Annotated in this window: 25 protein-coding genes; 7 read left to right on the forward strand and 18 right to left on the reverse strand. The window is 32.2% G+C overall.

Annotated elements, in window-relative coordinates:
- Positions 1-8 precede the first annotated feature (8 nt).
- Positions 9-167, reverse strand: coding sequence for an ArsR/SmtB family transcription factor (locus BAU27_RS30385; RefSeq protein ID WP_071773026.1), 159 nt, complete (start codon positions 165-167; stop codon positions 9-11).
- Positions 168-245: 78 nt separating this feature from the next.
- On the opposite strand from BAU27_RS30385, the gene BAU27_RS30390 reads away from it, so the two are divergent.
- The 4 genes from BAU27_RS30390 to BAU27_RS30405 all read left to right on the forward strand — a co-directional run bounded on the left by BAU27_RS30390 (position 246) and on the right by BAU27_RS30405 (position 5,177).
- Positions 246-1,232: a LacI family DNA-binding transcriptional regulator gene (locus BAU27_RS30390; RefSeq protein ID WP_071773027.1), complete on the forward strand. Its 987-nt coding sequence runs from the start codon at positions 246-248 to the stop codon at positions 1,230-1,232.
- A 137-nt stretch (positions 1,233-1,369) separates the two neighbouring features.
- Positions 1,370-2,746 (forward strand): sucrose-specific PTS transporter subunit IIBC, encoded by a 1,377-nt coding sequence (locus BAU27_RS30395; protein WP_071773028.1) that lies wholly within the window; start codon positions 1,370-1,372, stop codon positions 2,744-2,746.
- 17 nt (positions 2,747-2,763) lie between these two features.
- Entirely contained in the window at positions 2,764-4,239 is a 1,476-nt protein-coding gene (locus BAU27_RS30400; protein WP_071773029.1) for a glycoside hydrolase family 32 protein, read from the forward strand.
- On the forward strand, positions 4,236-5,177 hold the full coding sequence (locus BAU27_RS30405) for a carbohydrate kinase family protein (protein WP_071773030.1): 942 nt from the start codon (positions 4,236-4,238) through the stop codon (positions 5,175-5,177). The genes BAU27_RS30400 and BAU27_RS30405 overlap by 4 nt, the downstream gene beginning before the upstream one ends.
- Before the next feature lie 278 nt (positions 5,178-5,455).
- On the opposite strand, the gene BAU27_RS30410 is transcribed toward BAU27_RS30405, so the two are convergent.
- A complete protein-coding gene (locus BAU27_RS30410; protein ID WP_071773031.1) occupies positions 5,456-7,129 on the reverse strand; it encodes a M4 family metallopeptidase in 1,674 nt (557 codons plus the stop codon).
- Positions 7,130-7,533: 404 nt separating this feature from the next.
- Between BAU27_RS30410 and BAU27_RS32605 the strand changes: the two genes are divergently transcribed.
- Positions 7,534-7,710 carry a hypothetical protein gene (locus tag BAU27_RS32605; protein ID WP_175546585.1) on the forward strand — a complete coding sequence of 59 codons (177 nt, stop codon included), beginning with the start codon at positions 7,534-7,536 and terminating at the stop codon, positions 7,708-7,710.
- A gap of 201 nt (positions 7,711-7,911) precedes the next feature.
- Here BAU27_RS32605 and BAU27_RS30420 read toward each other — a convergent pair whose 3' ends face one another.
- Positions 7,912-8,895, reverse strand: a complete 984-nt coding sequence (locus tag BAU27_RS30420; RefSeq protein ID WP_071773032.1) for a DNA-binding protein — start codon at positions 8,893-8,895, stop codon at positions 7,912-7,914.
- 360 nt (positions 8,896-9,255) lie between these two features.
- Here BAU27_RS30420 and BAU27_RS30425 point away from each other — a divergent pair, with 360 nt between their 5' ends.
- Positions 9,256-10,416 carry a tyrosine-type recombinase/integrase gene (locus BAU27_RS30425; protein ID WP_071773033.1) on the forward strand — a complete coding sequence of 387 codons (1,161 nt, stop codon included), beginning with the start codon at positions 9,256-9,258 and terminating at the stop codon, positions 10,414-10,416.
- Positions 10,417-10,504: 88 nt separating this feature from the next.
- Here the strand turns inward: BAU27_RS30425 and BAU27_RS32610 are convergent, their stop codons facing one another.
- From BAU27_RS32610 to BAU27_RS30490, 14 genes are all read right to left on the reverse strand, one after another.
- On the reverse strand, positions 10,505-10,672 hold the full coding sequence (locus tag BAU27_RS32610) for a hypothetical protein (RefSeq protein WP_000625960.1): 168 nt from the start codon (positions 10,670-10,672) through the stop codon (positions 10,505-10,507).
- Between the two features lie 277 nt (positions 10,673-10,949).
- A complete protein-coding gene (gene folE / locus BAU27_RS30430) occupies positions 10,950-11,537 on the reverse strand; it encodes a GTP cyclohydrolase I FolE (protein ID WP_000054143.1) in 588 nt (195 codons plus the stop codon).
- Between the two features lie 43 nt (positions 11,538-11,580).
- On the reverse strand, positions 11,581-12,297 hold the full coding sequence (gene queE / locus BAU27_RS30435) for a 7-carboxy-7-deazaguanine synthase QueE (RefSeq protein WP_071773034.1): 717 nt from the start codon (positions 12,295-12,297) through the stop codon (positions 11,581-11,583).
- Positions 12,290-12,781: a 6-carboxytetrahydropterin synthase QueD gene (gene queD / locus BAU27_RS30440; protein WP_071773035.1), complete on the reverse strand. Its 492-nt coding sequence runs from the start codon at positions 12,779-12,781 to the stop codon at positions 12,290-12,292. The genes queE and queD overlap by 8 nt, the downstream gene beginning before the upstream one ends.
- Entirely contained in the window at positions 12,781-13,446 is a 666-nt protein-coding gene (gene queC / locus BAU27_RS30445) for a 7-cyano-7-deazaguanine synthase QueC (RefSeq protein ID WP_071773036.1), read from the reverse strand. Before queC ends, queD begins: the two co-directional genes overlap by 1 nt.
- A gap of 19 nt (positions 13,447-13,465) precedes the next feature.
- Complete coding sequence (locus BAU27_RS30450) at positions 13,466-14,254, reverse strand: ABC transporter permease (protein WP_071773037.1); 789 nt, start codon at positions 14,252-14,254, stop codon at positions 13,466-13,468.
- Between the two features lie 2 nt (positions 14,255-14,256).
- Complete coding sequence (locus BAU27_RS30455; protein WP_000760370.1) at positions 14,257-15,048, reverse strand: ABC transporter permease; 792 nt, start codon at positions 15,046-15,048, stop codon at positions 14,257-14,259.
- Entirely contained in the window at positions 15,045-16,043 is a 999-nt protein-coding gene (locus BAU27_RS30460; RefSeq protein WP_016127989.1) for an ABC transporter ATP-binding protein, read from the reverse strand. Before BAU27_RS30460 ends, BAU27_RS30455 begins: the two co-directional genes overlap by 4 nt.
- A gap of 17 nt (positions 16,044-16,060) precedes the next feature.
- Entirely contained in the window at positions 16,061-16,717 is a 657-nt protein-coding gene (locus tag BAU27_RS30465) for a PIG-L deacetylase family protein (protein WP_071773038.1), read from the reverse strand.
- Between the two features lie 126 nt (positions 16,718-16,843).
- Entirely contained in the window at positions 16,844-17,644 is an 801-nt protein-coding gene (locus BAU27_RS30470; protein WP_071773039.1) for a class I SAM-dependent methyltransferase, read from the reverse strand.
- 11 nt (positions 17,645-17,655) lie between these two features.
- On the reverse strand, positions 17,656-18,435 hold the full coding sequence (locus BAU27_RS30475) for a glycosyltransferase family 2 protein (protein ID WP_071773040.1): 780 nt from the start codon (positions 18,433-18,435) through the stop codon (positions 17,656-17,658).
- Positions 18,401-19,159 carry a DUF5591 domain-containing protein gene (locus BAU27_RS30480; RefSeq protein ID WP_071773041.1) on the reverse strand — a complete coding sequence of 253 codons (759 nt, stop codon included), beginning with the start codon at positions 19,157-19,159 and terminating at the stop codon, positions 18,401-18,403. Before BAU27_RS30480 ends, BAU27_RS30475 begins: the two co-directional genes overlap by 35 nt.
- A gap of 13 nt (positions 19,160-19,172) precedes the next feature.
- Complete coding sequence (locus BAU27_RS30485; protein ID WP_071773042.1) at positions 19,173-20,840, reverse strand: carbamoyltransferase family protein; 1,668 nt, start codon at positions 20,838-20,840, stop codon at positions 19,173-19,175.
- Between the two features lie 20 nt (positions 20,841-20,860).
- Positions 20,861-21,895, reverse strand: a complete 1,035-nt coding sequence (locus BAU27_RS30490) for a bis-aminopropyl spermidine synthase family protein (RefSeq protein WP_071773043.1) — start codon at positions 21,893-21,895, stop codon at positions 20,861-20,863.
- Between the two features lie 805 nt (positions 21,896-22,700).
- Between BAU27_RS30490 and tnpB the strand changes: the two genes are divergently transcribed.
- Positions 22,701-23,828, forward strand: coding sequence for an IS200/IS605 family element RNA-guided endonuclease TnpB (gene tnpB / locus BAU27_RS30495; RefSeq protein WP_071773044.1), 1,128 nt, complete (start codon positions 22,701-22,703; stop codon positions 23,826-23,828).
- Positions 23,829-23,892: 64 nt separating this feature from the next.
- Here tnpB and BAU27_RS32615 read toward each other — a convergent pair whose 3' ends face one another.
- Positions 23,893-24,060, reverse strand: a complete 168-nt coding sequence (locus tag BAU27_RS32615; RefSeq protein WP_175546586.1) for a hypothetical protein — start codon at positions 24,058-24,060, stop codon at positions 23,893-23,895.
- Positions 24,061-24,445 lie beyond the last annotated feature (385 nt).

Below are 24,445 nucleotides of genomic sequence, written 5' to 3' on the forward strand. Positions count from 1 at the left end.
TCTCCCACCTAAAATTGGCGTTTCACACCTTCACATTTTTGAGGAAGGAGTCTTCTGTCAGAAAACGATAAATGCTGCGAAACAGTAGATTGTGGGATACCAAGAATATCTACAATTTGAGTTACATTACATGTTCCTCTTGTAATTAATTCTTTCAAAATTTTAATTTCTTTGTCTTGTTTACGTAACCTTCAATTCTTCATATAATAAAATTAACATTTTTTTTAATACAAAGGTGGAATACTATGGCTAAGACAATTGCAGATATCGCTAAATTAGCAGGTGTTGCAAAAAGTACTGTATCCCGTTACTTAAATGGTGGATATGTAAGTGATAAAACAAAACAAAAAATTGAAAGTATTATTGAAATGACTAATTTCTCTCCCAATACATTTGCACAAAGTTTAAAAGCAAAAACAACAAATTTAATTGGTGTCATTATCCCCCGATTAGATTCCTTCGCCACAACAAAAACACTTATCGGGATTGATAATACTTTGCGAGAAAATAACTATCAAATGCTTGTTGCAAATGCGAATCAAAAAATCGAAACGGAAATTCAAGCAATGGAAAACTTTATAAAACAAAAAGTAGCTGGCATAATTTTATTAACAAAAAGTTTAACAAAAGAGCATAAACACATTATCGCTAATTCTACTACCCCTATTTTATTTGTTGGTCAAGAATATGAGGATCAATATTGCCTCGTTCATGATGATTTTGACGCTGCTTATGAGCTAGGTGCATACATATTATCACAAGGCCACCGTCATATCGCCTATTTAGGAGTAGAAAAAGATGATATTTCTGTTGGTTTAAATCGAAAAAATGGTTTTCAAAAAGCGATTGAAAATTTAGATCCTACTTGCACCGTTTCTTATTACGAAACAACTTTCAAAATAGAAGATGCGATGAAACAAGTACAGCATATTTTAGATTACAACCGCCCTACTATTGTCGTATGTGCTACAGATAATATCGCCCTTGGAGCAATGAAAGTAATTCATTCTAATCACCTTTCTATTCCAAATCATATCTCTGTAGCAGGATTCGGTGGATATGATATTTCAGAAATGGTACACCCTAGCTTAACGACAATCGCATTTGACTATGAGTATGCTGGTAAGCTTGCTGCTACTTCCCTTTCACAGCTTGTTGAAAACAAAACAATCCCTAAAATATTACATTCTCGCTATACATTAAAAATCCAAGAAAGCGTTGACAAAATTTAAAGACGCTCTATAATAAAAAATAAAACCGGTTCCACATTTTAAAAACAGGATTTTCACATCACACCCCTGTTTTTTATTTTAATCAATAACGGAACCGGTTCCATAAATAGAAAGTGTATTAGTAAGGAGGAATTTTTATGAATATGAAACAAATCGCAACGCAAGTTTTACAGAACATCGGCGGAAAAGAAAACATTATTCGCGCTACACATTGCGCTACTCGCCTTCGTCTTATACTCAAAGATGAAACAAGAATAAATGCAGCAGAAATCGAAAACATCGATGGGGTTAAAGGTGCTTTTGCAACGTCTGATCAATATCAAATTATTTTTGGAACTGGTGTAGTAAACAAAGTATATGATGAATTTTCAAAACTAATTGGAATGACCGAACTTGATTCCCCAGTATCAAACGATATTCCTAAGAAAAAAATGAATCCGTTCGCTCGACTTGCAAAGACATTATCCAATATTTTCGTTCCAATTATTCCAGCTATTGTCGCAAGCGGTTTACTTATGGGTCTACTCGGAATGTTGAAAGCGTTTAAATTAGTTCCTGGCAATCACTCACTTATCCAATTGCTTGATATGTTCTCAAGTGCAGCTTTCATTATTTTACCTATTTTAATCGGGGTTAGTGCTGCTAAAGAATTTGGCGGAAATATTTTCTTAGGTGCAGTTGTTGGCGGCATATTAACTCACCCAAGCTTAACGAATCCTTGGACTCTTTCAAATGCAAAACCAACTGTTTTACATTTCCTTGGTATGGATATTGATATGATTGGCTATCAAGGCACTGTTTTACCTATTTTATTATGCGTATATGTTATGAGTACAATTGAAAAAGAACTCCGAAAACGTGTTCCGAACTCTTTAGATTTATTAGTTACACCGTTCTTAACAATTATTATAACAGGCTTTTTATCACTTATTATTATCGGACCAATTGGATATAAAATCGGTGACGGTATTACGTACCTTTTAAATACTATTTATCAATTTGCAGGACCAATAGCTGGCCTTATATTCGGTGGGCTATATTCAACAATCGTTCTTACTGGCTTACATCATAGCTTCCATGCTATTGAAGCTGGCTTACTCGCTAATAAAGATATCGGTGTCAATTTCTTACTCCCTATTTGGTCAATGGCGAACGTTGCTCAAGGTGGGGCTACTTTAGCAGTTTATTTCAAAACAAAAAACAAAAAAACGAAAGAAATTGCAATTCCAGCAGCAGCTTCAGCATTTTTAGGAATTACAGAACCAGCTATTTTTGGTGTCAATTTAAAACTTGGTAAACCATTTATTGCAGCAGCTATTGGAGGCGCAATTGGAGGTGCTTATGTTGTTTGGATGCAAGTCGCAGCAAATGCATATGGTTTAACAGGTATTCCAATGCTTACAATTGTTGCACCTCTTGGAATGATGAATGTGATTCACTATGTAATCGGCTTCGCTATCGCAGTTATTACTGCTTTTGTTACCACATTCATTTTATATAAAGAAAGTAAATAACAACGAGGTGAAAACCTATGTCGAAATATAAAACAATACTGCAATCTAATAAAGAAGAATTACATTCTTTAAATGAAATTGCAAATCAAGATTCATGGAAACCTATTTATCATATCCATCCACCATATGGATTAATGAATGACCCTAACGGTGTATCATACTACAATGATGAATATCACGTTTTTTATCAGTGGTATCCATTTGGCCCGATACACGGGATGAAACATTGGGGACATGTAAAATCAAAAGACCTTATTAACTGGGAGCGCATGCCAGTCGCCATCATCCCGACTGAACGCTATGAATCGCATGGCGCATATTCCGGTAGTTCTATTATAAAAGATGGGCTCCTGCACTTATTGTATACAGGAAATATAAAAAAAACTGATGATTCCCGCGATGCTAAACAATGTATGGTAACGATGGATTCTCAATATACGATGACTAAATATAGTAATAATCCTGTTATTGATATGATCCCTGATGGATATACGAAGCATGTACGTGACCCAAAAGTATGGAAAAATAACGATACGTACTATATGTTACTCGGAGCACAACGTGAAAATAAAACGGGGACTCTATTATTATATAAGTCACTAGACCTATACAGTTGGCATTTCCAAGGTGAGGTTCAAACAAATTTAAAAGAATTTGGATTTATGTGGGAATGCCCCGACTACTTCCAACTATCAGGAAAAGATGTGTTACTCTTTTCGCCACAAGGAATCAAAAGAAACAAGGAAAGTTTTCAAAATGTATATAATGTCGTATATGCAATTGGACATTTTGATATCGAAAATTTATATTTCCATATTGATGCGTATTACGAAGTTGATAAAGGATTCGACTTTTATGCCCCTCAAACTTTAGAAGATCCGTCTGGGCGCCGCCTTTTATTTGCTTGGGCGGGCTCAAGCGAAATAACATATCCTTCTGACGACTATATGTGGGCTCATTGTTTAACACTTCCGCGAGAACTAGTGTTAGAAAATAATATATTAAAACAAAAACCAGTTTCAGAACTAACCAAGCTAAGAACAACCAAAAAAGAGATTTCAGGTGACATACCTACTGGGCTAAACGTATTAACCACTCTTGGCCATGAATACTCATATGAATTAATTGTCACTCTTAAAACAGATGATGCGAACAAATTTGGCCTTTCCCTCTTCCATAATGAAGAGGAATCTTTACCGATTACATTTAACCGCGAAAAAGGAACTGTTTCCGTAGATCGCCGCAATTTCCATCATCAATTCGGCGGAGAGTATGGGTACGAACGTTGTAAAAAAATTGGTATTCGCGATACGATAGAACTGCGAATATTTGTAGATAATAGCATCGTAGAAATTTTCTTATATGATGGTTCCACTGTCTTTACGTCTAGAGTATTTCCGCGAAAAGACATGAAACAGCATATCGCAATCTTTTCAGATGCAAAACTACATTTTACAATTACACAATATAAACTTAAAAGAGGGATTGTATGAGAAATGTATTTTGTATAGGTGAATTATTAATTGATTTCGTTTGTCGAAATTCCAATGTTTCTTTAGTAGAGGGTGCAAATTTCGAAAAGAAAGCTGGTGGGGCTCCAGCTAATGTTGCCGCCGCTATTACAAAATTAGGTGGACACGCTACATTTATGGGACAAGTAGGAAATGATCCATTCGGTGATTTTCTAGAGCAAACTTTACAGGGTGCACATGTTGATACTTCAATGCTCATAAAAGATAAACAAACCACGCTTGCTTTCGTATCCATCGATAAAGATGGCGAACGAGATTTTATTTTTATGCGCGGAGCTGATGGTGAATACACTTTTAATAAAATTGATTTATCGAAAATAAAACGTAATGATCTAATACATTTCGGTTCGGCAACTGCCTTATTATCAAGTCCATTAAAGGAAACATACTTTCAACTATTACAGTTTGCGAAAGACAATAATCATTTTATTTCTTTTGATCCAAATTATCGAGATGCACTAATTACAGATATAGAGCAATTTTCTCAAGATTGCCTATCCATTATAAAACACGCACATTTCGTAAAGGTAAGCCAAGAAGAAGCCACAATGCTTTCTAAAGAAACTGATTTACAACAATCAGCTCTGAAATTACTACATTACGGGGCTAAAGTTGTAGCTATTACACTCGGAAAAGACGGCACTCTTCTTGCAACACAGGACTCTCAAATTATTGTACCTTCTGTTTCCATTAAACAAGTGGATGCAACTGGTGCTGGTGATGCTTTCGTCGGAGCGATGTTATACCAAATTGCAAAAAGTGAACAAACTCTTATTCATAACTTCAAAGATTTAAAAGAGTTTATCTCATTTGCAAATAAAGTAGGTGCTGTAACATGTACAAATTACGGAGCAATTGCTTCCCTTCCATCATTAACAGATGTAAAAGCATACGATTAATCAAGCACTTTGTAATGTATGAATACTGAAATTCGTACAAGATAGTAAGAAGTGATAGTAGTATAAAGAATAGCCCTTCACCTTATCCTTTTTGGCCAGGTGGAGGGCTATTTTTTCATGTTTTGGGGTATTCTCTTTTCTTAGCTTGATGGGCATGTGGTGCTACCCCGTGAAGAGAAAAAATAAAGTATACGATAAAAAATACAGTGAAAAAAGGACACTCTCGTCAGATAGTCCTATCAAGCGTGTCCTTTTACACTTTTCTATCAATGAAACTATTATTTTACTCCTACGTCATTCCAAGCTTTTTGCACAGCTTGATATGTCGCGCTATTAACGCCATCGTAATCAGCAACAGATTGTAATAATGCAGCACGTGCCTTGCTGAAATCACTAGTTGGTGTAAGGTACGTTGTTAAAGCACGGTAGTAGATTTTTTCTGCTTTTTCCTTACCAATAGCATTGATTGTTAAATAAGCAGCTTTATTTGGAATACCGCTATTGATATGTACGCCGCCATTGTCTCCTTCTTCTGTTGGTGGTAAATATTGATAGTCATTCATATGAGCAGGTTGGCCATACTTTTCAGGATTTGATAAGCTGCGAAGTGCATCTCCTGCAACTTTTGGCGTAGTTACAGCTTCTCCTAAATCCCAATTGGCTGGATCAACGAAATATCCAAATACATCAGAAAAAGATTCATTTAGTGCCCCGGATTGATTTAGGTATTCAAGCTCAGCTGACTTGTCAGTTACCGCATGTGTTAGTTCGTGTGCAACAACATCAAGAGAACCTGACAGCGGTGCGAATTGAACACCATCGCCATCACCATATACCATTTGTTGTCCATTCCAGAATGCATTATTGTAGTTGGTCCCGAAATTAATTCCAGAACGAATCGTTGCACCTTTTCCATCAAAACTGTTACGGTTATGAACATTTTTATAATAATCATATACTTTTCCTGCATTAAAATGAGCATCAACTGCAGGAGCTTGGCTCTTATCTATCCAAGCATTATCTGTATCGAATAGAGAGGAATTACTTGGATTTTGCCAATCAGTGCCATGATTAGTTGTAGTTGTCTCAATAACGCCACCATTCATCGGTTTTGTTGTGTCTTTTAAATAGTATTTTCCATATTGACTGCTATAAGTTGTATTCAGGCTTTTTCGATCCCCCAATACGCCGTAGCCGTAGCCTTTTTGCGGAGTATCTGCATCTGTAACTGCATTATATGAATTTACAATTGTTCCATCTTCTGCGTTTACATAGATTTTCCAGTTTGCTCCATAAGGTTTAATGAATTGTAATTGTACTTTATAAGCCAAGTAATAATTTCCGTCTTTTTCATAAACAACTAAATCAGCTTCTTCATTTGTAGATTTTGCGGTTTCTTTCATTTGTTCTAACGTAGTCCCACTTGTTTCTACAAATGTATCTTTTTTTGCTAGATTAATATGTTTCCATGCATTTGAAAGGGCAGTTTCATTTGAAATCTTTGCCTTTGTATTTCCTTTCAAACGGTCAGCGGCAGCGGGATGTACGTCTCCGTTTACCGTTGTTACTTTGCCCTCACGATTTGTATGAACAATGAAACGTGCACCATCAACTGGAACTTTATTAATAGATTGAATGTACACATAATGTTTCATTCCTAAATCATCTGACGTTACTTCTTTCAGTGTTAAGTCAGTTTGTGGGTTGATTTTAAATAATTCCTTATTTTCTTCAAGGAACGATTTTACCTCTTTTTCTGAATCTACTGTTTTATCAGATAATTCTCCCGAAAGGAAAGATGGATTTCCTTGTTCATCATTCCACTTTTTTTGAACGACTTCCATTTTGTCCAAAGCTTCTTGCTGCGATACTTGTTCCTCTGCAAAGGCATTTGAAAATGGAGCCCCTAAAACGATTCCGGTTGCTAGTAATGTAACGACGGATTTCTTCATTTTTATTTCTCCTCTCAATACTATGTATAATAAAGATGCATCTTATTAAAGAATTATACAAAAAAAACGTTATCTTGTTATTATTAATGCAAAATTGCATTTTAAAAATTCAGATATTTTTATTTTTCTTTCTATTTCTATTTCTCGTTATAGAAACATCCTTTTTTATAATGATTTATGGATAGAGGAATTTAGGGGGAAAGGTGGCATGATTTGATTACTTATGTTCTCATACAATAAATTTTCCCAACAAGAAATATACAAAGTTTTAATTAGGTTTCTTGAAAAAGGTAATAGTTTAATATTTGTTACTCATATTGAAGAGTTTAAAAATCAACTAGGTGATTATATCTATGAGATTCAAGATAAAACTCTCTCAAAATTACAATAAAAGGAGCTAGTCTATGAATAAATATTATATAATTGCTATCTTAAGTATTGCACTTTCTATTGTATTATTTATATTTTATTTTTTTCAGACTAAAATAGGAGGAGTAATATTTCCTTTAAGTATAGGAGCAAATATTAAATTTCTAGCTGTTGGTGTATTGAATGAAAGTAAGCACAAAAAACACAATTGATTTTGAAGTAAAACGAAGAGTAATTGAAAGTTAGCTTAATACATATTGAGCTCAACAATATGTATTATTACATTAGAATTTGTTATTAACTCAGATTAAATTTTAAAAACTGCATTTGGTTTTCATATTAGATTGGAAATCTAACTTCTGATCTATCTAAAGAAAAGACACTTTAAAGCGTCTTTTCTTTATTTTTGTAATTTAGTTGTCTGATGCTTGATAATCATAAATCTTTTCACGAATAGCGGATGCAATAAATTCTTCAATAGAACTGTTCGTTTCTTTTACAATGTTTGTGATTGCATGGTATTCACTGCTTGTTATCGTTACTGCCTTAGTAACACTACTGCTATCTAAATACACGCTATTATTAACACGTCTTGTTAATTTTCCTTCTATTATATATGGGGTTAAACAATCAATCCATTCTACCTGCATTTGCATTGGTAATTGAATAATGGATTGACGTACATCAAAGTACCAAAAACCATCTTCCTCAGAAATCTTAATATTTCTTGGTGATACATACTGTAATACTAAGTCAATTAAGTGAAAAATGTTACTTCGCAATTGATTTGATTTAGGAAAACGAAACTTTACAAACTTTTGGTGATGACTTCTTGGTTTATCAGATAAAATATATGCAGGCTTATACCCCATTTTAATTGAATCTTCTAGTGTCATATTGTTTCCAAACTCATCAATAAGCACAATATCCCCGCGCTTCGGAATGGATATAATGCGTGCTAATTTATTACCTTCCATAAATTTTTGGAACAATACTACATTATATTTTTGTGAGAATGTATACAGCGTATTGGCCTGATCCAATCGCTGTACCAATCCGTTTATTTCTTCCTCATTTACAAATTTAGTCTCACGATTACGATGTTTCTGTATAGTACAAGTCAATACTCCTTCTTCTATCCACTTTTCAAGTTGATACATGCTCACATTATAATCTTTTGCTGCCTGATATAAGGTAATTCCTTCTGTTTCACGATCTTTTTTGAGTTTTTCTATGTCTTCTCGCTTAAATAAAAAGCTACCATCTAAACGCCAGGTCTCTCGATTAATTGGATTTAATTGTCCTTGTTTCATAAGAGTATTAAAAATGAAGCTACTAATTCCTAAATAAGCTTTTACTTCATTCGTATTCATATTTATTTCCTGTCTTTCAAACATACCTTTTCCTCCTATGTGTAAACTTCTGTTATGTGAAATCAATAATTTTATTATGTAAAGTTAAATTAATAAAAATATATAATGTAAATTTAATTATAACACAATCACAACTTAATTTATTTTTAAAATTATATGAAATTAAAATTCACTTTCTAATTAAATTATCTTTTATATAATTATAAATTATATAAAAGATAATTTATAAAAATAATTTGATAATAAACATAGAAAATAGAACATTTTCTATGCTTATCCATAACTTTCATTTTTATAAAATTTAATCTTAATATGTAAGTAACTTTTAATGTAATTCAGTTATAATATTAGATATAAAAGAAATTAATATGGAGTTGGGTAACAATGAAATTTAATTTAAATACAATTCATAGTGAAACTTATTTAGAAAATATAGAGAAACAAAAACAAAATTTCTCAAACATAATTGCGATATGGAATCAAGATTATATAAATGAGGCTGAATTTAAAAAGGAAAATAACGAAAGAGAAGATTCATATACATATGAGGGATTTTCAGATGAAGAAATATTGTATTACTATTTAAATCGGCAAACACATTTTGACCAAGAAAAACGTATAAAGGATGCATCCAGGACTCTATATGCTCGTGATCTAAGTCAATTTTATTTTTTTATTAAGCAAAGCACAGAGTTTCTGCAGCAAGATGTTAAAGATTATGTAATTGGCCAAGTTTGGAGGAACTTAAGAAAACGACATATCCGAAACTACCAAAAGTGGTTATCCCAGGAGGCAATCTCCTATCAATCAAAAGAAAAGTACAAAGCATCTACGATTAGTAGAAAACTTGGTATAATCCGCTCTTACTTGAAATGGTTGTATGAAATTCAATATATCCAGGAACCTCTTCATGTAGAGATTCTAAGTACGACCGTTAATAAACAACATAAACCAAAACGCGAGTTATCATATGAGGAAGTGAAGCATCTACTTCATTACTATAAGGACAATGAAATCAATTACGCTTTATTATCGGTCCTGGCTACTACGGGATTACGTGTTGCAGAAGTCGCTCATGCCAAATGGGAAGATCTTGAGTATGACGCTATACGTGGACGTTACTATTTAACAGTTAATACAAAGGGAGATAATGAACGGATTGTTTCTATTAATAAGGACATTTTTAATCGTATTGTTGCATTTCGAATCCGGAGAAGGTTACCTGTAAACATTAGGAATAAAAATGGTGGGACTATATTTCAAACAAAGAACCATACTGCTTATAGAGAGAATTACTTGTCACAATATATTTCTAAAATTATTAAGGATACCAAGTTACTTTTTACAGAGAATATACGAATTACCCCTCACTTCTTTAGACATTTTTATGTACAGTATTTATATGATTATAAGGGGCTAGCACCTCATGTCATTGCAGCTGCAGTTGGCCATAAAAATGATAGAACTACAAAAGAAAATTACTTGAAGCAAAGACTTACAAAGGATAATGATGTAGGAAATTTAATTGGTGATGATGAATTTTAATATGTAATTAACATATAATAAATTCGAAATAGGACAAGGTTAAACAAATATCCCGTTTCACCTTGTCCGTTTGAATTGTTTTAAATATTTATACTGCATAGACTTCAATTTTTGTAGGATTAGAAAAGCGGCGTTCTAATTCTTTTTTGATTTTTTCAATCGCAAAGAAAGCTGAAGATGCATATACAGTAATCACTTTTTTTATAAAAGTATTACCTGTTATTAAAATGTATCTTACTGAATATGATGAAATCATACTCTCACCCTTTCATATATCTATTGTGTTTAAGATATATGCCGATAGGTGTGGATATATTCTCAAAAAATATAAAATGATATTGTGAGCAGAATGAAAAATATCAAAAAGTTGATTTAGAAAAAGCACTGCCAAAGTCTTCAGCAATGCCTTTCGATTAGACGTACTACGATAATGAGCGTCTACTTTCTTCTATACGTTTGCTCATGAATAGAATACAAATTTGTATTTAACATAGGTTCTGTATGTTCTTTTTTAGCATAATAACGATATAATTCTATCTCTCTATCAAATTTAAAGTTTCACTTCGAAGTGTACTATTATCTTTAAATATTCCTTTATATGACGAAGTTATAGTCATTGAACCAGGTTTTTTCACACCTCTCATTGTCATACACATATGCTCAGCTTCAATTACTACAATTACTCCTTTTGGCTCTAAAGTTTCAAAAATTACATTTGCTAATTCATTGGTTATTCTTTCCTGCAACTGTGGTCTTTTGCATATGGTTTCTAAAGCTCTAGCTAATTTGCTTAACCCAGTTACTTTTCCATTATTAGGAATATAACCTATGTGGGCCCTCCCAAAAAAAGGTACCAAATGATGTTCACACATAGAATAGAACGGAATTTCTTTAACTAATACCAATTCTTCATGATTTTCATTAAATATTTTTAACAAATGTTCAGAAGGGTTTTGACCTAAACCTTGAAAAACTTCCTTATACATTTTTGCTACTCGCTTTGGGGTTTCCAAAATACCTTCCCTATTAATATCTTCTCCAATTGCTTCAAGAATCATTTTTACTGCTACTTCAATTTTGTCAGTATCTATTTCTACACTTTGGATTGTTTTTAAGCTCATATATTATTTCCACCTTATTAATTTATTCATAAAATGCTATTATTTATACGCCTCGTTTATTTCCCCATACTAAAGCATGAAGTTGAGGTAATACTTTTGCATCATTCATTTCTTTACACTGTACAGCTTTTTCAATCAACCGTTCATATTTCTGTAATAAGTCTTTAATAAGCGCTGCATCATCCACCGTTTTCGTATCATCGTTCCCAACTTGTAAGAAAAATGGTACTTGCGGATATCGCTTGTGCACCTTTACTGCATATTCAAAATCGTAATCTTCAAATACAACTACTTTTAAACTAAAATCTTTTCTTTCTAATTTATGAATAACAGAATCTAGCATCGTAAAATCTGTTTTCATCTTCGAACTTGGTGGTTTAGGTGAAATTGTCACTTCTTCAATTTGAAGTAACCATTCTTGCCACTTACTCCCTTGCGTCTCAATCGCTGTACGAATTCCATTCTCTTTTAATATAGTAAGAAGAAACTGAATATTTTTCAGCAAAACGGGATTCCCACCTGAAATTGTAACGTGAGAAAAATTTTCTCCACCAATTTCAACAAGTTCATTCCAAATTTCTTCTGGCGCCATTTGTCTAACTTGTTCTTTTGCTGAGCCATCCCATGTAAAGGCTGAATCGCACCAAGAGCAGCTATAGTCACAACCTGCTGTGCGAATGAACATCGTTTTTTGTCCGATAACCATTCCTTCTCCTTGAATGGTTGGGCCAAATATCTCCAACACAGGAATCTTACTCATCGAATATCCACTCCCGTCTTACTTCTGCATAACTCGTTGGTGTTTCAAAGAGACGTACGAATTCGACACGAGCTCCTTTATATTCTTCTGCTCGATTCCCTTTTGTTAATGCTTCCGCCATCTTTTCATAAATCCAGACAACCATATTTTCCGCAGTCGTATTCATCACTGGTAATGTCTCATTTAAATAGCGATGATCCAAATAAATCTCTATTTCGTTTTTCCAAATTTCTTTTATATCTCCAAAGTCAATTGCAAGTCCAATGTCATTTACATATCCACTAATACCAAATACAACTTTGTATGTATGACCATGTAAATTTTTGCATTTCCCTTCATAACAGTGCAAATGGTGTGCTGCATCAAATGTAAATTCCTTGCTGACCATTACTCTTTTATTATGGTATTTTAATTGCTCACGCTGAATATCCTTGTCCATTTTTTGCAAATTTTCTACAATGCGAAATCCGAAAAAGTTTTCCATTATTCATTCCCTCCTTCGCGTTCTTGTAGGTACGTATCTAATCCTGCTTTACGAAGTTGACATGCTGGACATTCACCGCAACCATCACCAAGGATTCCGTTATAACAAGTTAATGTTTTTTCTCTAACAAACTCGAATGCCCCAAGTTCATCAGATAATTTCCACGTCTCTGCTTTATCAATCCACATAAGTGGTGTGTGAATGACAAAGGGATAATCCATGGATAAATTTAATGTAACGTTTAACGATTTTACAAACACGTCACGGCAATCTGGATAACCACTAAAATCAGTTTCACATACACCCGTCACAATATGACGTGCTCCAACTTGTTTTGCTAATACAGCAGCAAATGATAAGAATAGTAAATTCCGCCCATCTACAAATGTCGATGGTAATTCACCTTCTTCGTGTGTAATCTCCATATCTATCCTTGTTAACGCATTTGGAGCTAGCTGATTTAGTAGGCTCATATCTATCACTGTATGTTTAATGCCAAGCTCGTTCGCAATTTCCGCTGCACAATCAATTTCTAACTTATGACGTTGATTGTAGTTAAATGTTACAGCTTCCACCTCCGCAAACTGTTGCATTGCCCAAAATAAACATGTTGTGCTATCTTGTCCACCACTAAAAACAACTATTGCTTTATCATTAGAGTACATTTTATTCTCCCTTCTCCCCTTAACTACTTGCACTGTTATAATATCTTAAGGCAAACTTCCAAAAATAAATTGAAATAATAAAAAATCCAATAGAATAACCCATTAACACGAATACATCGTTTAGTTCTAATCGACCAATTAAAGCATAAGTTGGAATATTACTAACAATAACAATAGGAAAAATAAATAAAAAAACAAATCGACTTATTCCTTTATATAAGGAAGATGGGTATCTAAGTAATGTCATAGTACCAAGAAATAACTCATGCATACCTTCAACTTTGGTTAACCATATAGATAAAGTCATTACAATAAACCACAGAGAATACGAGAGTATAATCCCTAAAAACAATAGACCCAAGAAAGAAAATCCATTTACAATACTAACACTCTCCCCCTTTTGTAATAATGCATAACTAATTAACAGTACGGCTGGTAAACAGTTCCCTAAATTCCCTAAATCAAGCTTTCTTAATGAAACTAGAAACTGACTATTAATAGGTTTAAACAATATCTGATCTAAACTTCCTTGGTTAACTAAACTCGGTATATACGGTAGATTATTAATAAAAAGAGTAAACATCAAAGATTTTATCAACTCACTTGTTCCAATTAACAAATAAATATCATTTGTATTCCAACCATTAATATTACCAAAACTATCAAATATACTATTAAAAAATACTAATGTAACAATGAACCAAACAACGCTATCTAATATATTTAAAAAAAAGTTAACTCTATACATCATAATATTACTTAAATTAATTTTAAGAATTGCTTTTAACATTTTTAAATATCTAAACATATTTATGCACCAACAGATTCATATTTATTTAACCCCTTCTTCCAAAGTACTCTAATAAGGACATAGAAAACTAAAGACCATATCACTTGTGAAATTAATCCATTTACAATTTCAGTGCCACTTAAATTTCCTAAATATACATTTACCGGAAAGTGAATTAAGTATGAAAAAGGTAAAAACTGAGTTATTGTATTTAACGGAGCTGGTAAAAATTCAAGCGGAATAAGCGATCCAGATAATAATTCTAATACTATATCTACAGTAAAGAAAAAGGATGATATCTCTACAAAGTAAAATGAGAAGAGTGATATCAAATAATAAATCATATAATATAGTATTAATGCTCCTACTATTGAAAGAATGAACAGGAAAGTATATTTTAAAGTAGGCAAAAGGAAATAATCCCTGTTCAGGAATATTATCGGTATTATCGGTATCACTGACATCAGTAAATGAATAATTTTGTTACCTAAATTATGACTAAACCAATATCCAAAATATGAAAATGGTTTTATAAGATATTTTGATAATTCACCGGATTGTATTTCCTCATTTATCGACCAGTGCATTTCAGGAATTAGTAAAAGTTCAATTAACTTAGCAATTATTACATAAGTAATCATCATTTCAAGAGTATAACCTTGAATATTGCTTTGTGTTTCAAAGAGAGAATGCCACAATAGTATTAAAGCCACAAGCGGTATTAAACCAAAAATCATATATAATACAACATTCATACGATACTGAAAAACCGCTTGAAATGAAAGCATCATTGGTTTTAAATACTTCTTCATACTGTTATTTTCACTCCAGTCGATTCCATTGAATAAATATCTTCAATGAGGTCTTGTGATGACATTTCAGTCAAATTGTAGTCAATAACATTGAATTCTTTTAATATGCTAGATATGGTCTCGTTCACTAACTTATCTTGAACTTTTATTGTTACACTAAATTTATCCGATTCTTTAACTTCTCCATATTTCTTAAGATCTTGAGAATTTATTTCATTTTCAAAGCTAAGATATATATATTTATAACTCTTAATTTCTTCTTTTATTTTTTTGAAATTGTTATTAAAAACAACTTCTCCATTCTTCAATATTATTAATTCTTCACATAACTCATATATATCCGGGAAATAATGGCTAGTTATTACAACTGTTGTATTTCTTTCTTTGCAATAATTCTTGAGAAAATTTCTAATATTCTTTTGAGCAAGAAAATCCAATCCAATAGTCGGTTCATCTAAAAATAATATCTTAGGTGAGTGTAAGATTGAAGCAATTAACTCACATTTCATTCTCTCTCCTAACGAGAGATTCCTTACTGGCGATTTAAGAATCTCTGATACCCCAAGATTTTTAGCTAATTCATCTACATTCTTTCTAAACTCTGTATCAGACAGTTCATATATTTCTTTATGTAATAAAAATGTTTCGTAAGGGGAAAGATCCCACCATAGCTGATTTTTTTGTCCTAAAACAACGCCTATTGACTTTAAAAAATCTTTCTTCTTATCATGGGGGTTAAATCCATTTACCAAAATTCTCCCGGAAGTTGGTTTAATTAACCCAACCATTGCTTTCATTAAGGTAGACTTACCAGCACCATTCGCGCCAATAAGCCCAATTATTTTACCTTCTTTTATTTTGAATGACACATCACTTAAAGCAGTAACCTTGACCTTTTCTCTTTTAAATAAACTCTTGAAAGAGTTTATTAATCCTTCTTCAATTTTTACTCTTTCAAAAGTTTTTGATACATTTTCAATTTCAATGATATCCATCTTCTCTCTCCTTTTTACTACTTACTTACCACTCTAAAAACTTCTGCAAATTGCACTCCTGCCTGCATACCCCTATAAGAATTTAGCCCCAAAACTCCATCAACCAAATTTAATGTTTTAAGTTGGGATTCATATTTTTTAATTGATGCTTTTTTCAGTTCAATAAACCTGGTAATATCTTTTACAACCTGATAGTTTTTCATGGGAGTCCATACTTCATACTGTAAACACATCGGAGCACAATTCTCTTTTAAGAACCCTGATTGACACAGGAATATAGCTTCTGATACAACTTCATTTACTATTCGATGATCCCTATCACTTTCCATATCATGGGGGAAATAAATAAAATTAGGCTTATATTTTGAGATTTCATGAATAATTTCTTCCACAAAATCTAAAGAATACACAAGTGATCTGTCTGGTTTCTTTAAAAATTTAACATTTCCTTTTTCTATCCCTAATGCATTACAAGCATTTATACACTCGTTCTCTCTATTTGAAATAATTTCATTTAAATCCCCTACACCTCCAGATAAATCTCCTTTTGTAATTATTATTACTTTTATATGTTCACCCTTACTAATAGCTTGAGCAATTGTTCCACCACAGCCAATGACTTCATCGTCATGGTGTGGCGCTATAACTAAATGTTTTTTTACTATATCCTTCATTCAGCATCACCTTTATTGAACAGGTAAATCATTTACCTATTATTTTAATTAAAAATTATTTACTCTGGAGTATACTAACTGGATACATTTTATTTCCACTAGAAAAATATACTTTTTTAAGAGCGTCTATTCACACTGTATATCATTAAAATTTTCCCCTTGCTTCCTACATTCGTACACCATAAATTCACTATTCCTCCCAAAAAGATTTTTATTGTAATCACCATAAAAATTTTTTATATTAAATCCTTCTATTTCTAAGAGATACTGCATTTCGGATGGTAAAGTATATTTTGCAAGAAATCTAAATTTTTTTTCACTTAAAAAATTATCTGCTATGTCATAAACCTCAAAATAACAAGTGGTTTCAACTATTTGCTTATAATGATCTGCTTTTACGACATCCCATGATTTAACTTTATAATTTTTAAAATTCTCCCCTTTAATAGGACTATTTCCTCCATCACTCACTCTCTTAGAATAAGGAAGAATAGTTGGAGGTGTAATAATATCGAAAACAAAAATCCCGCCTTCTTTTAATAGTAATTTAATATTTCTAAGAGCTAATTTTTGTTGTGACGATGTAAGTAAATATTCAAATACACCACCAGACATAAATATAAAATCAAATTTTCTTTCAGACTTAAAATCTATAGCAGAAGAAACCTTAAATTCTATTTTATCCTTAATATTTGGCATCTCATCTAACTTCTTACTGGCTTTTTCAATCATTCCTGCTGATATATCAACACTAGTTACATTAGCGCCTTTTTCAGCAAGAATAAAAGATAATCTACCAGTACCGCACCCCAAATCTAAAACTTCATCATTTGGTTTTACCAAACCACTGTAAAAATCAAAAATACCATCAGGTTCTGGGATGATAATGTCGTATAATTCAGAAATTTCATCGTATTGTTGCTGCATTGTTTTCCTCCTTAATGTATTTCTTTTTTATATCCCCTATAAAAGGCAATCTGCCAAAATATGAGATAGAAAGCAGTTAAATAACCGTATTTTTTTTTGATATACTTATATGAGTTAATAATCGACCTCGTTTTATTTTTAGGTTCATAATAACCATTTTTTTTGTGTAAAACCCCACGTGCATGACCTACCCCATAATTAAATGAACTTTTCAAATCTTGCTTAATGCTTAACTCTGGATGAATAATTCTTGCATTATCATCATATAAAATCTTAAGACTTGCAGATTGAACTCTAATATCAAAATCATAATCCTCTGTCCAAGATAAATTCTCATCAAAATAATATCCATCTACCTTCGCTAAGATTCCTTTATTAAATGCCAATGGAGGTGAATATGCATTTTTTTTGCAAGTATGTATATGTCTTGCACGTGCAATGATTTTTCCAATTTTGCTGTTAAAGGAAAACATCACCCTTCCTTTAGCCAAAGATCCTGCATCTAATAATTTGAATAACTTATTGATGGTACCTGGCATAAAAACACAATCTGAATCCATAATTAACACATTATCTTTACTAGAAATTTCAATTCCATAATTATAAGCTTTTGCTAAATTAGGTGTAGGTAATTCCCCAATTACTACATTGCTAGAATAGGCGATTTTTTTTACTTCTTCTGTTGCACCATTTAAGACAACGACAACCTCTACATTTTCATCAATACTTTTTAAACACTTTTCCAATCTAATATCGTTATAAGCTGGTATTACAATTGATAGATTCAACATATCTACTCACCTTATTTAAACAATTATCCATACTACTCAAAACTTCATCTAAACAATAAAATTCTCCTGAATCCTTTAACTCGACTAATTTACCTTTATTATTTCTATATGTTTCTATATCTGGGGTTAAAAGAAAAGCAATTCCCAGATCTTCACAAATATCTTTAATTGCAGGAGCCATTGAATATTTTTTTACCGGTATACCATATTGTACTACTACATCGTATGAATTTGATTCTAGGTATCTCCTAATTCTTTGTATCAATTTATCCCTATATTCTTTCATTAATTCTTCATAAATTACTGGATCTTCAATATCTTCCATCCAATCGTACGCACAAAAAGTAGGATTCATTTGGTATTCATATGGTATAATTCCCGCATTTGATAGAATAATTGGATGAACCATTGGGTATTTATTTGTAACTTCTCTAATTTTTTTACCAATATATGAAAAGTCATATGGTTTAGCCCAAGAACAAACTTGTAAAAAAGCAATTTTTTTCCCCTGAGGCTTTTCGTAATAATCCCCACAAAAATATTCCTGCCATGTATTGAACTCTTCATGATGAATATACTTTGAGCAAGCTCCTCGTTTAAAAACTGTTTCCTCTTTTATTAAATCTAATAGTATATATTCTGGGTAGTAAGGATAACTTTTTTTATTAAGTACCAAATCCTTTACCCTTTCATCCTGTAGATTAGAATAATTTCTATTTCTCAAAATCTCTCCTCCTTTATTTAAGAATCAAAAATGAACCTAATAAAAGGGCATCCATCTCTGATCCATAAAATGACCTAATAGCATCACTTGGGTTACATATAATTGGTTCTTTTCCTACATTAAACGATGTATTCATAACTGCAGGAATTCCCGTTTTCTGGTAAAAGTTATAGATTGTTTCATAATAATCAGAATTTATATCCCTCGTAACTACTTGAGCCCTTGTTGATCCATCAACATGAACTATTGCTGGAACTAAATGATGTACCTCTTTTTTAACAGTAGAATTTAACAGCATATAAGGATTATTTATTTTTTCTTCTAATACTACAGAAGCGTTTTCATCTATGATGCTAGGAGCCAATGGTCTCCATTGCTCTCTTTTCTTAATAGTATTTACTTTATTTAACATATCCCTCCTCTGAGGGTTAGCTATTATGCTTCTATTTCCTAAAGCTCTAGGACCGAATTCCATCTTTCCAGAAAATCTTCCTATTATCTTATTTTGAATTAATAACTCGGAGCATTTATCATATTTATTAGAACCTAATTCTATATATGATAAATTATATTTTTTTAATATATTTAAGATACTAGAATCAGGAAATTCCGGACCAGAATATACATGATCTTCAGTGAACATGGGCGCTATACCATTTTCGGCAAGAAACCATGTAGCTGCTCCAATACTTACCCCACTATCTGAAGCACCTGGTTGAATGTACAAACTATCCACTTCTGGTAAATCAGCTATAATTCTATTCGCTATACAATTTAATGCTACTCCTCCCGAAAGACACAAATTATCTATTCCAGTTAGACTAACAGCTTTTTTTACAAGCTTAACAATTGCTCTTTCCAAGGCTGCCTGACCTGAGGCTGCAATATTTTTATATTCCATTACTGATGAATTCATTAATAGTATTGAATCTATTGGATTATATTCATATTTAATATTATTAGGAGCTATCTTTGTTATACTATTAATAACTTTTATCCAATCTTTTAATACCGAAAAATATTTACCGTTCATACTAACTGTATTTTTATTTGGTTTCAAAGGATTTTCCAGTATTTCAGGAAATTCAAATATTTCTTCCCCATATGAAGATAGGCCCATTAACTTCCCTTCATTATGCCTCCCTAAACCTGAAAATACAGTTAATGCTTCATAAAAAATACCTAAAGAATGTTCCAACGGGTATTTTTCTAGTACTTCTATTATATTACCTTTTCCTTTTGCTATTGTTATTGACTCTTCTTCTCCACTTCCATCAATAACTATTATGGTAGCTTCATTGAATCCCGAACTAAAGAACGCACCAGAAGCATGTGCCAAATGATGAGAACACATATGAATTTGAGGATCTTTATCTCTCTTAAAAATTCTCTTCGGAAAAATCTTTTCAAGACATTCATCTTTGTTAAGCTTCTTTGAATACTTCTCAAAATATAATTGTTCTACATCCCAGCCCATAACAATATGATCTACTTCATTTGGAGTAATTTCAGCTTCCTTTAAACAATAAGCTATTGAATTATATGGAATTTTATCTAATGCCTTTTTTTGACGAATAAATCTTTCTTCTTCAGCTGCAGCTATTAATTTACCATTATAAAATAAACATGCACTTGCATCATGAACATCAAAGTCCCACCCATTGACTCCTAAAACATACATTATATTACCTCGCAGTTATTTTATATTTTTCTTCTAATCTCATAATATTCTTGCGGAAAAAGGGTTGGTTTATCTATTAATCGTACAAAAATTAACATATCCGTTTGAATATACAAATTATGGAATGTATCTTCAGAAAAACCAATGCCATCTAAGTCCTTTTTTATTAATTCTTCATCAATGTAAGGCTCTTCAGCCACTTTATAAGAACTTAAATCGTGAATAATTTCTTTTAAATAAAAACCTAAAGATGTCAAGAAATTCTGCAAATAAACCGCCCTACTACCTAATCTTTTAACACTTATATTTAAAAAAATTAAATCACCCTTTTGACCTTTTAATAATTCATTAGCTCTATTTAACCACAAATCTAACCCTCTACCATCATCTATAGGGTCACAATGTATTGCATCATACTTATTCCTTAAATCTTCTATAACTTCATTTCTAACATCAAAATTATAAAACTTAATATCGTTGTTTGTATGTTTAAAATATTCAATCAGTTCTTCATCAATATCTCCTACACTTATTTCTCTGTTTTTATATTGTTGAAGGGCCAAACTTGTATAATCATCATCTCCGCAAAAAAAGATATTTTTATTAGATGATAACTCTTGATTTATTATTTCAGCTCTCCTCAACGAACTATCCCAAGTAGCTTTAAATTGAGCATATTTTTTTTTGTTTATTTTATTCTCATATCCTGTATTAGGAAGAGAGGTTGGTTCATATAAAATACTACTTGTTAAATCTTGTGAAAACCTTATTTTATTTTCTATAATTTCAACTAAATTTCTTTCTTTTAATACTTTTAATAATCTTAAAGCCAAACTTAAAGTCCCAGTTATTTTGACTAGATCATCTAAAGTATCTACGGTATTAATGGACTTCCAAATTATAAATTCGAATTGTTTTTCACTAATTTCATACCATTTTTTCCAAAAATTCAAAAGTACCCCTCTGTTTTTTAATTTTGGTACTTTATCTAACTCTTCTTCATAGTCTAATTCTATAAATTTTTCATATAATAAAATAATCTTATTTTCTTTCATACTGTATACCCTACCTTAAAAAAAGTTACATATACAGTTAAACTGCATATGTAACCTCCTTATTTTAAAACTTAACCTAATGTCTTGCCTGCACGAATTAGTAAATCCTCTTCATCTAATTCAAGATCTTCAAGCTCTAGCATTTCTTCATGAATATATTCCTTTTCCATTTCACATTCCCCCTTATATAGATATTTGTGTAATTCAAATATTTGCAACAGAGCTGCACCACCAATATTATCATAAAAGTGGAATTTTCTGATAAGTAAAAAAATAATATTTATGGATAAATTTCATTCAGAAAATTAAGTAAAATTTTTCCTGATAAAACAATACTAGGAATAATTATGGGTGTTTATACTATTTTAATTTGTATATTGGGATTTTTAAGAAGCCTAGTATAGAGCCTTTTTTTAGAGATTTTTGTCGATTTTCCTTTTTATAAATTTTTCAAAAAATGTTTATTTTCGGGGGTTATTGGGGGTGTCTATTTTGTGGGGGCACGGCAATTTGAAGTGACCTCCATAAATTAGATAGGTTATTTCATTAGGTAGCTTTTTGAGCATGGGTCCGGTATTATATGAAGCCACTGAAAAACTCCATCTAGTTCCATTTGGCGAGACATTCGACGATTGAATCGTCGAATGTCTCGCCTTTTTAATTTATCGTTTTCTGACAGAATACTCCTTCCTCAAGCGTGTGAAGGGCGCTAGTCCAACGGTAGGTGGGAGATGAATGTCAGTAGGCGTAAGCCTACTTTTTTTTGTATACTGTAGATATCCTATAACAAAGTGAGGTGCAACCTATGTTAGTAAATAAAGCATATAAATTTCGTATCTACCCAAATAAGAAACAAGAAATAGTAATTGCTAAAACGATTGGTTGCAGTCGCTTTGTATTTAACCATTTTCTTGCTCTATGGAATAACACCTATAAAGAAACAGGAAAAGGATTAGCCTATCCTTCTTGCTCTGCCGAGCTCACTCAATTAAAAAAGAAGCAAGGTACAATCTGGTTAAAGGAAGTAGATAGTATTGCTCTTCAATCCACATTAAAAAACCTCGCAGATGCTTTTTCACGTTTTTTCAAGAAACAAAATGATATTCCACGTTTCAAGTCTAAAAAGAATAAGATCCAATCCTACACAACTAAGCAAACGAATGGAAACATTGCAATTGTAGGCAACAAAATGAAATTGCCGGAACTTGGCCTTGTTCGCTTTGCCAAAAGTCGTGAAGTAGAAGGTCGTATTCTAAATGCAACGATTCGCCGTAACCCAAGTGGTAAATACTTTGTATCTATCCTCGTCGAAACAGAGGTACAAGAAATGCCTAAAATAGAATCCACTTGTGGAATTGACGTGGGATTAAAAGATTTTGTCATTCTTTCTGATGGTACAACATACAAGAACCATAAATTCTTTCGTGCATTAGAAGAGAAGTTAGCAAAAGTACAGTGTATCCTTTCTAGAAGAAAGAAAGGTTCTTCGAACTGGAATAAACAACGTTTGAAAGTTGCACGAATCCATGAACATATTGCAAATGCAAGAGCTGATTACTTACATAAAATTTCTACTAAAATCATCAAAAACCACAATGTTATCGGTACGGAAGACTTACAAGTCAGTAACATGCTCAAAAATAGAAAGCTTGCAAAAGCAATTAATGAAGTATCTTGGTCACAATTTCGGACTATGTTGGAATATAAAGCAAAATGGTATGGCAAACAAGTTGTTATAGTATCAAAAACATTTGCTTCTAGTCAATTATGCTCCAATTGTGAATACAAAAACAAATACGTTAAAAATCTAACAATTCGTGAGTGGGATTGCCCTTCTTGTGGCGCACATCACGATAGAGATCGAAATGCAGCGCTCAATCTTAGAAACGAAGCAATTTGTCTCTTAACCGTAGGAACTACGCGGATAGCCTAATGAATTAGAAACCGTTAGGTTTCTGTACTTAGGAATTTCCCACTTCAAACAGTCCGTGAGGATGTTAAGTGGTGAGTAGTTCAAAGATAGGGATAATTGGCATTAATTCGATGATGTCAACCTTCCATTCTGGCGGTTCACCTTCAAAACGACCATCCACTTCATAATGTTCAAATCTACATAAGTACTTGTTTCCTTCTAAATCATTACAATATATGTTGGTTCGAGACATGGAAACATCTCAATTCCCTTCTCTTGATGCTTTCGAGCATCGGAATATCCAGGAACCCATTTGCTAGGTGCGGGATACTGTTAGATATCTGAACATTCCAACAAGTTAAGGTTTGTCTTTGTTCACAAATCCTTAACATCCTTATATAAAATTTTTTAAAATTATGTGTTAAACTTATTACAGTCCAAGAAATTTTTATAAACTCGATGATCTTAGTACAGCCCTGCATCCCTGCAGGGCTTCCCTCATTTAGCTAGATTTATATACTTGTATGTTTCTTTAACCTTATCTGCGCTGTTATGGGGTTGTACCCCACATCCATCAACTTAAGGATTTAGACTATTCTTGAAGGTGAAAGCACGTTACTATTCTCTTATGTTAATGA

Source organism: Bacillus sp. NH11B (assembly GCF_001884205.1).
Lineage (GTDB): Bacteria > Bacillota > Bacilli > Bacillales > Bacillaceae_G > Bacillus_A > Bacillus_A proteolyticus.